General features: G+C 44.1%; 14 protein-coding genes. 10 read left to right on the top strand and 4 right to left on the bottom strand.

Annotation, left to right across the window (positions count from 1 at the left end):
• Positions 1-118: 118 nt before the first annotated feature.
• The gene (locus IPM95_11705) at positions 119-1,072 is read right to left on the bottom strand and encodes an SPFH domain-containing protein (protein ID MBK9329939.1); all 954 of its coding nucleotides are present in this window, start codon (positions 1,070-1,072) and stop codon (positions 119-121) included.
• A gap of 278 nt (positions 1,073-1,350) precedes the next feature.
• On the opposite strand from IPM95_11705, the gene IPM95_11700 reads away from it, so the two are divergent.
• From IPM95_11700 to nhaD, 10 genes are all read left to right on the top strand, one after another.
• Positions 1,351-1,896: a hypothetical protein gene (locus tag IPM95_11700; GenBank protein ID MBK9329938.1), complete on the top strand. Its 546-nt coding sequence runs from the start codon at positions 1,351-1,353 to the stop codon at positions 1,894-1,896.
• A gap of 92 nt (positions 1,897-1,988) precedes the next feature.
• Complete coding sequence (locus IPM95_11695; GenBank protein MBK9329937.1) at positions 1,989-3,737, top strand: ABC transporter ATP-binding protein; 1,749 nt, start codon at positions 1,989-1,991, stop codon at positions 3,735-3,737.
• A gap of 55 nt (positions 3,738-3,792) precedes the next feature.
• The gene (locus IPM95_11690; GenBank protein MBK9329936.1) at positions 3,793-4,497 is read left to right on the top strand and encodes an SDR family oxidoreductase; all 705 of its coding nucleotides are present in this window, start codon (positions 3,793-3,795) and stop codon (positions 4,495-4,497) included.
• A 232-nt stretch (positions 4,498-4,729) separates the two neighbouring features.
• Positions 4,730-6,595 (top strand): molecular chaperone HtpG, encoded by a 1,866-nt coding sequence (htpG, locus tag IPM95_11685; GenBank protein ID MBK9329935.1) that lies wholly within the window; start codon positions 4,730-4,732, stop codon positions 6,593-6,595.
• Positions 6,596-6,709: 114 nt separating this feature from the next.
• Entirely contained in the window at positions 6,710-7,093 is a 384-nt protein-coding gene (locus tag IPM95_11680; protein ID MBK9329934.1) for a hypothetical protein, read from the top strand.
• A gap of 47 nt (positions 7,094-7,140) precedes the next feature.
• Positions 7,141-7,344 carry a hypothetical protein gene (locus IPM95_11675; GenBank protein MBK9329933.1) on the top strand — a complete coding sequence of 68 codons (204 nt, stop codon included), beginning with the start codon at positions 7,141-7,143 and terminating at the stop codon, positions 7,342-7,344.
• Positions 7,345-7,410: 66 nt separating this feature from the next.
• Positions 7,411-7,863 (top strand): GatB/YqeY domain-containing protein, encoded by a 453-nt coding sequence (locus IPM95_11670; GenBank protein ID MBK9329932.1) that lies wholly within the window; start codon positions 7,411-7,413, stop codon positions 7,861-7,863.
• A gap of 2 nt (positions 7,864-7,865) precedes the next feature.
• The gene (locus IPM95_11665) at positions 7,866-8,513 is read left to right on the top strand and encodes an HAD hydrolase-like protein (protein ID MBK9329931.1); all 648 of its coding nucleotides are present in this window, start codon (positions 7,866-7,868) and stop codon (positions 8,511-8,513) included.
• A 22-nt stretch (positions 8,514-8,535) separates the two neighbouring features.
• A complete protein-coding gene (locus IPM95_11660) occupies positions 8,536-9,000 on the top strand; it encodes a DUF4440 domain-containing protein (protein MBK9329930.1) in 465 nt (154 codons plus the stop codon).
• A 3-nt stretch (positions 9,001-9,003) separates the two neighbouring features.
• Positions 9,004-10,293 carry a sodium:proton antiporter NhaD gene (gene nhaD / locus IPM95_11655; protein MBK9329929.1) on the top strand — a complete coding sequence of 430 codons (1,290 nt, stop codon included), beginning with the start codon at positions 9,004-9,006 and terminating at the stop codon, positions 10,291-10,293.
• Positions 10,294-10,331: 38 nt separating this feature from the next.
• On the opposite strand, the gene IPM95_11650 is transcribed toward nhaD, so the two are convergent.
• From IPM95_11650 to IPM95_11640, 3 genes are all read right to left on the bottom strand, one after another.
• The gene (locus tag IPM95_11650; protein ID MBK9329928.1) at positions 10,332-11,279 is read right to left on the bottom strand and encodes a mevalonate kinase; all 948 of its coding nucleotides are present in this window, start codon (positions 11,277-11,279) and stop codon (positions 10,332-10,334) included.
• The gene (gene mvaD, locus IPM95_11645; GenBank protein ID MBK9329927.1) at positions 11,276-12,337 is read right to left on the bottom strand and encodes a diphosphomevalonate decarboxylase; all 1,062 of its coding nucleotides are present in this window, start codon (positions 12,335-12,337) and stop codon (positions 11,276-11,278) included. Before mvaD ends, IPM95_11650 begins: the two co-directional genes overlap by 4 nt.
• A gap of 304 nt (positions 12,338-12,641) precedes the next feature.
• The gene (locus tag IPM95_11640) at positions 12,642-14,132 is read right to left on the bottom strand and encodes an amidase (GenBank protein ID MBK9329926.1); all 1,491 of its coding nucleotides are present in this window, start codon (positions 14,130-14,132) and stop codon (positions 12,642-12,644) included.
• Positions 14,133-14,300 lie beyond the last annotated feature (168 nt).

Genomic DNA, 14,300 nt, shown 5'->3' with positions numbered 1-14,300 from the left:
TATTTCCATTATTCATAATAGTAAAGAAATTAATCTGACTGATTTATGATTTATTGCTGTATAAATAAAAAAGAGAGGCCTTTCGACATCTCTTCGTTTTGACTCTTTAAAAATATACTTATTCTTTTTCTTTATCTTTTATTGGAAAGTTCATCTTGGGATCCATCAACAAATTCATCGCCATCATTTCTTTCATGGTTTTTTGCATACCATCGGTAGAACCATCCAAGAAAATTACGTTTCCTTTTCCGTATTCTGCAAAGTTCTTAATGGCTTCTGTCCACATCGAAAATAAGATTACGGATGTATCTAGATTAGCTTGTTCCATTTCTTTAGCCGCCTGGCTCATGCCTTTTGCCACTTCTTCTCTGAATAACGCCACCCCTTGCCCGCGCAATTGCGCTGCATTGCGTTCCGCTTCCGCCGCAATTTTGGTAGCGTTTCCATCTGCTTCAGCCGCCCTGGTCTTTTTAATTAATAACGCCTGGCCTTCATTTTCTGCTGCTGCTTTCAAATTGCTGGATGCCACCACCTGTGCCATCGATTTGATGATTGCCTCATCAAACGTGATATCATTCAGTTGCAAGTCCAGCAGATGATACCCCCAGGTTTCGAGTGTCTGGTCGATTTGTTCCTTTACATCTTCTACGATCTCCTTTCTTAATGAAAGCACTTCCGCCTGTTTCTTGGTGGCGACAAAACCACGGATAGACCCTTCAATGGTTCGCACCAGTGCCTGCATCAGGTTGCGGTCGTCTATAAATTTAAATGCCACATTCTTGATGCTTTCTTCATTGGTGTTTACCACGGCATACAGCAACATCGCTTTAAAATATACATTCGCCTGGTCGATGGTGATTGCCTGAAATTCTAATTCCACAGAACGGTTCTGTATAGACACGCGTTTGTATATCTGTTCAATGAAGGGGATTTTCAGATTCAGACCCGGACCCATGATTCTGCGGTATTTACCGAAAATGGTCACTACGGCAATGGTACCTTGCTGAACGGTTACAAAAGATAAAAACAAGGTAACCGCCAATAGGGCTAAGATGATGGTGGAGATGGCCATAATGTATGATTTTTAATAGATGAATAATAGCATCAGAACGATAATCCTGTGATTTAAGTTCCTGGCTTCGGGATTTAAATATACCATTATTTTTCTGCTTTCGTGAAGTACTGAGAAAATATCCGTGTCAGCACGCAGGCACAAATACCATTCAACAAGTAGTTTTGACACCTATTTTATTGTTATTTTTGCTCATACCTGAATCCGTGTATTTTTGGCACAGATGTTGATTTAATGGAAATGTTTATTAATTTTGTAATCTAAATAATTTAAATTCTATGAAAAAGCTATTAACTACAGTATTCTTTGCATGCGCCATGGTAGTGGCATTTGCATCTGACAAACTCTTTCTGCACAGCGGAAAAACCATTGATGGTAAGGTGGTAAAAGTGGAAGAATTCACCATCGTTTACAAATATGAAGGTGAAGACGCGGAACAAACGGTTGGGAAAAAAGCGGTGGAAAAAATCCAGTATTCCAGCGGGAGAACAGAAGAAATTTCTGAAAAAATCGTAATCGCATCCAAAGAAGACTGGGAGAAGGTAGAGATACTTTTAGACAAATCCGAAATCGTTGGTCTGAAAAAGGTAGGTGAAGTGAAAGGAAAAAGCACCGGTGGTTTCAGCGGCTCCAAATCAGATAAAAAAGCAAACATGAAATTATTGCAGGCTGCGGCGGAAATGGGCTGCCCGTTTGTATATATGATTGCTGACCAAAAATCCGGCGGCGGAAGCTACGGCGGATGGGGCGGCGGAATTGCGGGTATTGCAAGTGCTAACCAGTCTCTGAAAAAAGGTATCGGTTATACGTACGATGATAAATAACGAGTCATTTTTGATAAAAAAGCGTTCCTCGGAACGCTTTTTTTATTTTTTTACTTCCGCTTAATTATTGTTTATACAACTATCTTTGTTGTATGAAGATTTTATTACATTATTTGCAAAAATACAGATGGATGGTGGCATTGACCTTTTTCCTCGCCATTATCAACCAATGTTTTTCTTTACTGGACCCTTATATTTTTGGTAAAATCATCGACGGATATGCCACCAATCCTTCCGAACATACGGATGCTTCGTTTATCAAAGGCACACTCTTCCTGATTGGTTGTGCCATCAGTGTGGCCATGGTCAGCAGAATCGCCAAAGCCTTCCAGGATTATTTTATGAATGTCGTTATCCAGCGTTTTGGTGCGGACGTTTATACCGATGGGTTGAGACATGCCCTACAGTTACCATTTCAGGAATTCGAAGACCAGCGGAGCGGAGAGACACTGAATATCCTGCAAAAAGTAAGGCTGGATTCAGAAAAATTCATGCAGAATTTCATCAACGTCTTCTTTTTCGCCATTGTGGGAATCATATTCGTTATCATTTATTCGGTGCAGGTATATCCCTTGATGGTGATGGCCTATTTCATCGCCTCTTTCATATTAGGGTTCAGCATTAATATCTTATCCAGAAAAATAAAGGCGGTACAGGCTGCCATCACCCGGCAGACCAATGTGCTGGCAGGCGCTACTACCGAAAGTTTACGCAACATCGAACTTATCAAGAGCTTAGGGTTAACCAATCAGGAAGTGGTACGCTTAAATGACACCACGTTAAAGATCCTACACCTGGAACTTGAAAAAGTCAAAAAAATCCGGAGTATCGCCTTCGTTCAGGGCACCATGGTAAATTTTTTGCGCCAGTGTATCTTATTTTTTTTACTCTACCTTATCTTTAAAGACCACCTTCGGGTAGGACAATTAATGACATTACAGTTCTATTCCTTCTTTATATTTAATCCGCTTCAGGAAATGGGCAATGTCATTATGAGCTACAGGGAAGCAGAAGCTTCACTTAAGAATTTTGAAAAGCTGATGCATACGCCCGTCGAACAGAAACCTCAGCACGCCATCCATTTAAATGCCATCGAATCCCTTTCCTTTGAGGCTGTAAGTTTTCAGCACCGAACCGCCAAAACAAAAGCGGTGGAAGATATATCATTTCATGTAACGAAAGGGAATACCATCGCATTTGTAGGCCCATCCGGCTCCGGAAAAACCACGCTAGTAAAACTGTTGGTTGGACTCTATAATCCGCAGGATGGGGCTATATCCTATAATGGAATTGATTCCGGCAATATTGATGTGGAAGAACTCCGTGCTCAAATCGGATTTGTCACACAGGATACCCAATTGTTTGCGGGTACCATCAAAGAGAATTTGCTGTTTGTAAATCCGGCAGCTACAGACGAGCAGATTCTGGATGTGCTGAACAAATCAGCCTGCCAGCACCTGCTCGCGCGCAGCGAGCATGGAATCGATTCCATCATCGGGGAAGGAGGTATCAAAATATCCGGAGGTGAAAAGCAACGGCTTTCCATCGCCCGCGCTTTGCTGCGCCATCCAAACATCATTGTATTTGATGAGGCTACTTCTGCATTGGATTCCATAACGGAAGAAGAGATTACACAAACCATCAGATCCGTTGCCGCCAAAAAAGAACACATCACCGTGATGATTGCCCACCGGCTGTCCACCATCATGCATGCAGACACCATCTATGTGCTGGAAAAAGGAAAAATCATTGAAACCGGAAATCATCGTCAGTTACTGGAAGAAAAAGGATTGTATTATGCCATGTGGCGTCAGCAAATTGGGGAAAGAAAAAACGAGTGATATCTATATTTGTTTACTTTCACGATAAAATTGGAAAACGAAAATAGAACGATGTATGAAAATCAGAAATTCCAAAATCCTAATCACGGGTGGCAGCTCCGGAATTGGATGGGCTACTGCCAAACTATTAATTTCTAAAGGCGCACAAGTCGTCATCAGCGGACGCAACAGAAAAACATTAAAACTGGCGGCGGATGAAATCGGGGCTATTCCGGTAGTGGCAGATGTCAATAAAGAAGAGGAAGTAGTAAAACTGGTCAAAACAGCCGTCAAAAAAATGGATGGATTGGATGTCCTGATTAATAATGCAGGTTTTGGCTATTTCGAGTTATTACAAAATATCGACACACAAAAATTCAAAGACATTCTGGAAACGAATGTCGTAGGTGCGATGCTGTGCGGCAGGGAATGCGCAAACTATTTTATTAAACAGCACCACGGCAATATCATCAATGTCGCCTCCACTTCCGCGCTGAAAGGCCACCAGATGGGCACGGCCTATTCCACCTCCAAATGGGCACTGCGGGGTATGACGGAATGCTGGCGGGAAGAACTCCGACCCTACAACATCCGGGTGATGATGGTGCATCCCAGCGAAGTGCAGACCAATTTTGTGGCAAACTCCGGCAGACCGAAACGCGACTTCAATCCCACCAAACTGGAAGCGCAGGATGTGGCACACCTGATGGTTTCCATGCTGGAAATGCGGGAAGTCGGCTTTATCCCTGAAGCTACGATTTGGTCAACAAATCCAAGATAACTTATCACATCATCTTGCCTAATGAGTACCGTCATTCCGGGTGAGGCGAGGAATCCCATCAATAACAGTTACACTTTAACACGTTGAGGCTCTTCTCTTTGTTCCTCATTTGGAATGACGATGTTCCTGTCCGTTTTTTTACAATACAAAAATGTCATCTTGTCAGAATTTTCAAATGGTATAACTTTTGACTGATGCATCTTATTACCAAAATCTTTAAATCGAACTATCTATGTCAGTAGAAACAGGAAAAATTAATGTGCAGACCGAGAACATTTTCCCCATTATCAAAAAATTCTTGTATTCCGACCACGAAATTTTCCTGAGGGAGCTGGTTTCCAATGCCGTGGATGCGACGAAGAAACTGAAAGGCTTATCGCAGCTGGGTGAAGCGAAAGGGGATTTGGGGGATCTGACCATCGAGATTAAATTAGACAAAGAAAAAAGTACCCTTACCATTTCCGATAAAGGCATCGGCATGACCGGAGAAGAAGTGAAAAAATACATCAACCAGATTGCCTTTTCCAGTGCAGGTGAATTTTTAGAGAAATTCAAAAACGTGGACGATGCAAAATCCATAATCGGCCATTTCGGATTGGGTTTTTACTCCGCATTCATGGTCGCGGAAAAAGTGGAAATCCATACCAAATCCTATAAAGACGAGCCGGCGGTTAAATGGAGCTGCGACGGATCCACGGAATTTACCCTCGAAGCGATAGAAAAAGCGGAGCGCGGTTCTGAAATCGTATTATACATTGCGGAAGACTCTAAGGAATTTCTGGAAGAACACCGCATCAAATCCTTGTTGAACAAATATTGTAAGTTCCTGCCCGTACCGATCCAGTTCGGCAACAAATGGCAGAGTGAAGAAGATAAAAAAGAAGGCAAGCCGCTGGAGCCGAACATCATCAACAATCCGGCTCCGGCATGGACCAAGGCACCCTCTTCATTGACCGATGAAGACTATAAGGATTTCTACCGAGAGTTGTATCCGATGAATTTTGACGAACCGCTGTTCTGGATTCACCTCAATGTGGATTATCCGTTCAACCTGACCGGTATCCTGTATTTCCCTAAGCTGAAAAAGAATTTCGAAATCCAGAAGGATAAGATCCAGCTGTACAGCAACCAGGTGTTCGTCACCGACAGCGCAGGTGAAATTGTACCGGAATATCTAACCTTGCTGCACGGTGTCATTGACTCCCCGGATATACCGCTGAACGTTTCGCGGTCATATTTGCAGAGCGATTCCAACGTTAAAAAAATCAACCAGCATATTTCTAAAAAAGTATCTGATAAACTACAGGAAATCTTTCAAAATGACAGAAAACAGTTTGAGGAAAAATGGAACGATATCGGCCTGTTTGTAAAGTACGGCATGATCAGTGACGAGAAATTTTATGAAAGAAGCAACGGCTTCGCCTTATTCCAAAATACAGAGAACGCTTTCTTCACTTTTGAGGAACTGAAAGAAAAGATTGCCGGCAACCAGACCGATAAAGACGGCACCCTGGTGGTGTTGTACACTTCTGACGGCGAAGAGCAGCACAGTTACATCCAGCAGGCGAAGGAATATGGATATGAAGTCATCAAGCTGGATACGATGATTGACAACCACTTCATTCAGCAGATGGAAATGAAGAATGATAAGATACAATTTAAACGTGTGGATGCAGACATCATTTCCAACCTGATATCTAAGGAAGCATCTCCAACTTCCGTTTTGTCCAAAGAGCAGGAAGACAAGCTTAAAGAATTATTTGAAAACACAGTAGAAAAAAATAAGGTAACGGTGGAACTGAAGGCATTGTCCCCAACGGATGGCCCCGTGGTCATCACCCGGGATGAATTCATGCGCCGCATGATGGAAATGCAAAAAATGGGGGGAGGTTCCCCGTTCATGTTCGGTGGTATGGACGAAAAAATCAATTTAGTCGTCAATACCAACCATCCGCTCAACTCAAAACTACTGGCGGAAGATGCCGCACATCAGGAAAAGCATATTAAACAGCTCTACGATCTGGCGCTGCTTTCTCAAAATATGCTGAAAGGCGAGGCGCTGACAAAATTTGTCAGCAGAAGCTTTGAACTGATATAAACAATAGAAGATCAGAAAGTTAGCTGTGGAGGGGTTGAGAACCTCGCCACAGCCTTTTAAACTTGACGAATACTCCGCTTTTTATTAATTTTGAATGAACTAATGATTGTAGTCATGAAAAAGCGTGTAGTTTCTGTTTGTATCTTCTCTCTGCTTGTATCTGCCTGTATTCCAACAGGCGGTGGCGGTATCAGCGGTACTCGTATCAAGGCAAAACTGGTACGCACAACCTGCGCCAGCATTGTCATCCAGATTCAGGATTCTAACTACTACCATTTGGGCGAACAATGGAGTGATATAACCAGCCCGCTGACGGTGATGACAGAGCATGCCGCTGCAGTCGGCAATCCTTGTGAGTTTCCTTCTGACCAGATCAATGTGGGTGATTTATTTTATTTCGATATCAACAGCAACCCGAGAAATGACTGCGTCGTTTGTGCCATGTATGATGCACCCCCCACTAAAAAAGTGGCGGTAAAGAATATTACACGCATTTGAACTTTTTCATTTCTATTTTCGTTACACTTCACATAATCTGGCCAATCATGTTTCGTTTTTTAAAATACCTCGTACTCTTTATTCTGGGCTATAAAGTCATCAAAGAACTCTTAAAAGACCCGTCCAAAGACAAAACCGTTCCGCCGGCGCAGGGCAAACAAAACATCCTCTTTAACAATCAGCAAAACAATTCATCCGCCCCTTCCAAATTCAACGACGCGGAGCTGATTGACTACGAAGAAGTGAAATAGTCATTAGTAAATGAGTTTGCTTTTACGTAGTTTTACCTTTCAATTCCTCCAATAAATAACAGCATTATGAGTCTCGACCAAAACATAAACAACGAACTGAAGGATGCGATGCTTTCCAAGAATGAGGTAAAGCTGCGCACCATTAAAGCCATCAAAGCAGCCTTTTTACTGGCAAAAACCGAGAAGGGCGCTAGCGGTGAAATCACACCTGAACAGGAGATAAAGATATTGCAGAAACTTTATAATCAGCGTAAAGAATCATTTGAAATCTTCACCAAAGAAAACCGTCCGGAACTGGCTGTAAGAGAAAAAGAAGAAATGGATGTGATTGTCACCTATTTGCCCAGACAAATGAGTGACGAAGAACTGAAAGCCATTGTTCTGGCCACCATCACAGAAACAGGAGCCTCCTCCGTCAAAGATATGGGTAAGGTCATTGGCGCCGTTTCTAAAAAGGCAGCCGGACAGGCAGAAGGCGCACGCATCTCCGCATTGGTGAAAGAATTGCTGGGAGCTTAATAATGCAGCACTTCATCTTTGATTTAGACGGCACCATCACCCATCCCCAGCCCGGTATTGTGGGCGGTTATCGTTATGCCTTCAATAAGCTCGGCTTCCCGGATAAACCGGATGAAGAATTAATTCCGTTAATCGGGCCTCCGCTGAAATACGTATTTTCAACAATATACCGGCTCTCCGAGGAACAAACGGAGTCGGGCATCCGCTACTACCGGGAGTATTATTACGGACAGGGCGGCATGTACGAGGCCATCATCTTTGAGGGTATGAAAGATCTATTTCATTCCCTTAAAGCCAGGCAAAAAACACTGCACATCGCTACCAACAAGGCACTTCAGGTCGACAAGATACTTTCACACTTTGATGTGCTGGAATATTTCACCACCATCGAACATTACAACGAAGAAAAAGGTGTCACTACAAAAGAAAAGATGATAGAAAATATCGTGCACCAGCACCGCATTCAAAACAAGAACCACGTGGTAATGATCGGCGACCGTGAGCATGATTTAAGTGCCGCGAGAAATGCAGGGGTGCAGGCGGTAGGTGTATTGTATGGCTTCGGCAATAAGGAAGAACTGGAAAAATGCCTTCCTAAATATATCGTACACAATGTAGCCGAATTGCACTCGGTTTTACACCAATTCTGATTACCTTTATTCAAACAAATTTATGCAAAAGGTGCTTATGGCCTTGCTGGCGATTTCCTTGTCTGGAAATGTTTTTTCAAAAAACAGGATGGAAAAAGAAGTAGAGAAACTGCAAGAAACAGAACTGGCTTTCAGCCGGATGAGCTTGGAAAAAGGCATGGCCGCCTCCTTTATCTTTTACGCCGATAAGGACGTAATCAAACTGGGCAGCGACGGGCAATTTCCCATCATAGGGAAAGATTCCCTGATTGCCTCCTTTGCCAATAAACCCCCGCAAACACTTACCCTGGAATGGTCTCCGGTTCGGGTGGAAGTCAGCAAATCCGCTGACCTGGGTTATACATTCGGCAACTGGATCTTCACGGATGCTAAAGGAGAGAAAAGCTATGGGGTATACATGACGGTCTGGAAAAAGCAAAAAGACGGTTCCTGGAAATATGTAATGGATGGCGGCAGTTCCACGCCTGGACCAAATACTAAAATTTAAATCATGTCCATATTAATCATTCTCATTTTTATTATTGGCTATATAGCCATTGCATTTGAACACCCGTTGCGCATCAACAAGGCAGCACCCGCCATTATAACCGGCGTGCTTTGCTGGCTGATTTATTTTATATATTCCGGATCCGAACATGATGCGAACGAAGCATTGATTCACCATGTGGGGGAAATAGCTTCTATTCTATTCTTTCTTTTGGGTGCTATGACTATTGTAGAATTAATAGATGCACATAACGGATTCTCCATTATCACGGAAAAAATAAAAACAAACAGTATCCCCAAATTACTTCTCCTGGTTTCCATCCTCACATTTTTTCTGTCGGCTATTTTAGATAATTTGACGACCGCCATCGTTATGACCTCTCTATGCTCTAAATTACTCAGCAAAAAAGAAGACCGTTTATGGTTTTCCGGAATGGTTATCATTGCCGCCAACTCCGGCGGCGCCTGGTCACCAATCGGGGATGTAACCACAACGATGCTCTGGATTGGCGGACAAATAACTACCATAGATATTATCCTGAATACCTTCATTCCGAGCCTTGTGGTTTGCCTGATTCCCATGCTCCTGCTGATGTATAAGTTTAAGGGAAAAACCGTTGAAATTGGTACGGACAATACGGACAAAGTACTGGATGTTCATTCTGAAAAAGCAGATGTAGTGTTAGCCGCCGGATTAATCCTGTTAATGGCTGTTCCTGTTATTAAAACAGTCACACACCTTCCACCCTTTATGGGTATGTTATTTGCATTGGGCATCATGTGGGTTATAACTACTGTTATACACTTTAATAAACAACCGAATCATAAGATTAAATACAGTGTATCGCATGCGCTGCAACGGATAGATACACCGTCCATTTTATTTTTTCTGGGTATCCTGCTGGCGGTAGCTGCATTACAATCTTTTGGTTCTTTAACCATTGCGGCCACCTTCCTGGAAACACATCTGAAGAATGATTACCTTATCGGTACGGCATTGGGAGTTCTTTCTGCCATTATTGATAATGTTCCGCTGGTAGCAGCTGCACAGGGAATGTATCAGATAGATGAATTTCCCGTTAACCATCCCTTCTGGCAGTTTCTGGCACTTACTTCCGGTACCGGAGGCAGCATGATTATTATCGGCTCTGCCGCAGGCGTGGCAGTAATGGGCATCGAGCAGATTGATTTCATGTGGTACCTGAAAAAGATTAGTTGGCTGGCAGCAGCAGGATACTTCGCCGGCATCTTTTCCTTTATTCTGCAGCAATATCTGATGAAACTTTATCTGTAGTAAAATATCAGAAAAAAAGAAAGTAATAACCTAAGAGATTAAATGTTGCACAGCAACTCCAGGTTTTGTCCTTTGAGCTGTTTTTTGGTGAGTTCGAAGTTCTGGGTAAAACCTAAGATAAAACCACCGCCGCCCGCGCCGCACAATTTCAGATAGTATTCCCCGCTGTCCAATCCGCGTTTCCACATTTTATTGAATAACTTGGGTATCATAGGCTTGAAGTGTTCAAACTGGAATTTAGACAGCAGTTTCATATAGGCGAATAAGGTTTCCTTGTCGCCTTCCAGGAATGCCTGTATGCAGTTATTTGCAAATGGCTTTAATTGTTTATCGACGAACTCACGGAAGGAAGGTTCCTCCATGCGCTGCATATAATATTTGACCAGCGGCTCCGTGCTTCTGCTGATACCCGTATCTATCAAAAAGATGGCACCCTTGCCAGGATTGTTCATCTCCACTTTCACCGGTTCCACCCCGTTTTTGCCGTTAATCAGTAATGGCAGGTTCAGGTAACATATCAACGGATCTACGCCGGAGCTGTTGCCATGAAAATAGGACTCCATCTGTGCCAGAATCTTTTTCAGCTGCAATATCGTTTCCTTATCCGGTGCCTGATCGAAAGCTATCTTGTTCTTTGTATATTTTCCGTACACCGCCGCTACCAGCGCGCCGCTGCTGCCCACGCCAAATCCCTGCGGGATGGTGGACTGGAAATACATGCCATTTTCAATATCATTTTTGAACGATTCGATATCAAATTCGATGTTCAGTTTTTGGGTTGCCAATAGATTTTGCAGATACTCGGAAAAGTCAGCCAAATGCTCATTGGATTCTGACACGAACTGCTCGTTCATCTCCTTTACGTCAAACGTCAGCTTGCCGTTAAATTCATTATACGGCAATGTCAGCCCCATAGAATCCTGGATGATGCTGTACTCTCCGAAAAGGAGAATCTTGGAATTGAAACTTGGCTGTTCTTGATTCATCTTAGTTTAATTGGCCCTATGCCCACTTCATCTTCTATCATCTTTCCATTTTCACAATACGATAACAACATTTCCCGGATAAAAGTTTTCACTTCTTCGTCATTTTCCTCCGGATACAACAAATGAACATTGGGTCCGGCATCTAACGTGAAATACAAAGGTACACCTTTTTCTTTACGGTAGGATTTTATTAAATCTATAATTTTCAGGGTGTTAGGCAATATCAGCATATAAGAGGGAGTCGAGCACATCATCAGAGCGTGAAGTGTAAGCGCCTCGTTTTCAACTATTTCTCCAAAAAGTTTCAGATTACCCTCTCGCAAGGCAACGAGCAGCCTTCCCTGATTATCGGCAGCCTGCTGGTAGCGGCTTTCCGCAAAAGGGTTCCCGTCCATCAGCGCGTGGCCGGCCCGGCTGGATACCGATTTCTCGTCGCCGGATACAATCAGGATGGCATCTTTGAAGGTTTTAAAGACCGGATGTATCTTTTCGAAATACGGAACGGCATACTCATTGGATGAAAACGGCACACCGGAATGTTTGCCCCAGGCCGCCATATAGGGATACACCGAACGGCAGGCACTGCCTGAGCCAAGCCGTGCAATCATACTGGCCTTTTCAAAAAATTCATGCGGACGCAGGCCGCCATCCAGATTGTTTTCAATTTCCGTCAGGCACAACGACAGCGCTGCCATGGAGGATGCCGAGCTGGCAATACCGGCGGAATGTGGAAAGGAATTCTGACTCCGTATTTCGAAAGCAAAATAAGGCAGGTACGGAAAATGCGTAACCAGGCTCTCCAGGAACTTTTGAATCTTGTCTGCAAATGCCGGGTTTTCCTTTCCTTCAAAATAAAACTGAAGGGCAATGTTTTTGTCGGGATGCTCTTTCGCAGTGTAACGCACCGATGTTTCCGTATAGGCATTGTGCAGTGTAAAACTGATGGACGCATTGCGGGGCAACTGGTTGCCATATTTCCCCCAGTATTTGATTAAGGCGATATTCGACGGAGCACGCCAGGCTGTTTCGCCCTGTATGTTTTTAAATGGATGTGGCATATCTGCTGCAAAAATACAAACGGAAAACGGAATTTTTGTATTTAACGCAACCCAGGTTTCAAACCAGGGAATGTTTTCTCCTGAGAGCTAAAACGGAAATGAGTGCCGTCATTGCGAACGAAGAGAGGAATCCCGAATTGTTTTAGAAAGACTGAATTAGTTGGTACTTTGCATTTTCGGGATTTCTCTCCGCCGGCTGGCAGATCGAAATGACATGGTATTCTTTTTGATTACTCATCACAGCGCGATATTGAGAAGTAAACGCAACCCGGGTTTCAAACCCTGACGGCGTTCGCATTGCAGACTACAACTGAGGGATCCTGTCAAACCACGGCTGCGCCTGTTCCAGCTGTGCGGCTAACCGGAGTAAGGTGGCTTCACCACATAAGGGTGCCGTAAACATCACCCCTACCGGTAAACCATCGGCCGTCCAGTATAATGGAACCGAAATACTGGGCTGTCCCGTCAGGTTGGCTAATGGCGGATATGGAATCCATTGAAATATCTTTCGTTTGGTTTCATCTATCAGTGAAGAGTGTTTTAATATACCCGATGCCCCTAAACTGTTGAGTGCATTCAACGCGGTTTTTTCCCAGGGTTTGGGCTGGAGGGCGCCAATCTTAAACGGAGCCATCCCGAGTGTGGGTGTCAGGAGCAAATCATATTTTATATGGAACTGCTGCATGCTTCTCGCCAGGGTATTCCACTGCATGCGCGCCAGACAAAATTCATTCGCGCTCAATTTTTTACCCAATGTATACAGGAGCCAGTTGGTCGGTTCAATTTCATCCACCCGTGCCGGGTTGCCGCGTTCTTTCGCCACAGCATCTATCGTCGCCGATAACTCACCCATCACCAATGCGTATAGACAATCGGCTAACAGCTGACTGTCATACGGCAATTTTACTTCCTCCACCTGATGACCGAGGCTTTGCAGCAATTGCAGGGTTTGCCGGATGGCATTTTCGTTTTCAGGGTCCTGCTCCCGGAACGGATGCTCCAATGAGTACCCGATTTTAAGGGTTTTCACCGGCTGTTTGATTTCTTCCGCATACGGTCGGTCGGGTGCCTGCAATATAAACGGATCACCCGGTGAATTACCCATTACCAGATCCAGATAATGCGCCGTATCCCGCACGCTGCGAGACACACATAATTCGTGGTTTGCCGCACCGCTCCACTGCTCCCCAAAGATGGGACCGAATGACACCCGTCCGCGGGTAGGTTTTAACCCCAATAATCCGTTGCAGCTGGCCGGAATCCGTATCGAACCGCCGCCGTCATTGGCGGTAGCCATCGGCACAATTCCGGCAGCAACGGCTGCCGCACTGCCGCCGCTGGAGCCACCCGGTGTATAATCCAGGTTCCAGGGATTGTGCGTATTGCCAAACAGGTCGTTTTCTACAAACGGATTCAATCCAAACTCCGACGTGTTTGTTTTTCCAAAAATCAGGAACCTGCCATCCATCACTTTCTGCACCACATCGCTGGTTTGGGTAGAGACATACTCTTTCTGCAAACGGGACGCATTGGTATAACGCGTTCCTTTGAGCTGCATGCCCAAATCTTTTACCAGAAAAGGCACGCCGGCAAAAGGCGTTCGGTAATCCGTATTTTCCGCAGCCTTCCTGCCGAAGTCGTACAATTCTGTCACCACCGCATTTATTTTGGGGTTGACTTCTTCCGTTCGTTTGATGGCGATATCCAAAAGCTCCTGTGGTTTCACCTGTTTGTTGCGGACCAAATCAGCCAGTCCGACTGCGTCTTGTTTTCGGTATTCTTCAAAAGTCATGATAGTATTTTAATCTACAAAATACGTAATTTTTTTCCTTTGCAGGTGTGATATTCCTTGCTTTCGAAAGGCTAGCTTATTGCGCTCTTCCCGATAGCTATCGGATTCTGAATTGTTCGTCGCTAAACAAGAAAAAGACACACACCCCTTGATCCCCTCTCAAGTGGGGAG

This window comes from Sphingobacteriales bacterium, from assembly GCA_016719635.1.
Classification (GTDB): Bacteria; Bacteroidota; Bacteroidia; order Chitinophagales; family JADIYW01; genus JADJSS01.
This window is presented reverse-complemented; position numbering and strand designations above follow the sequence as displayed.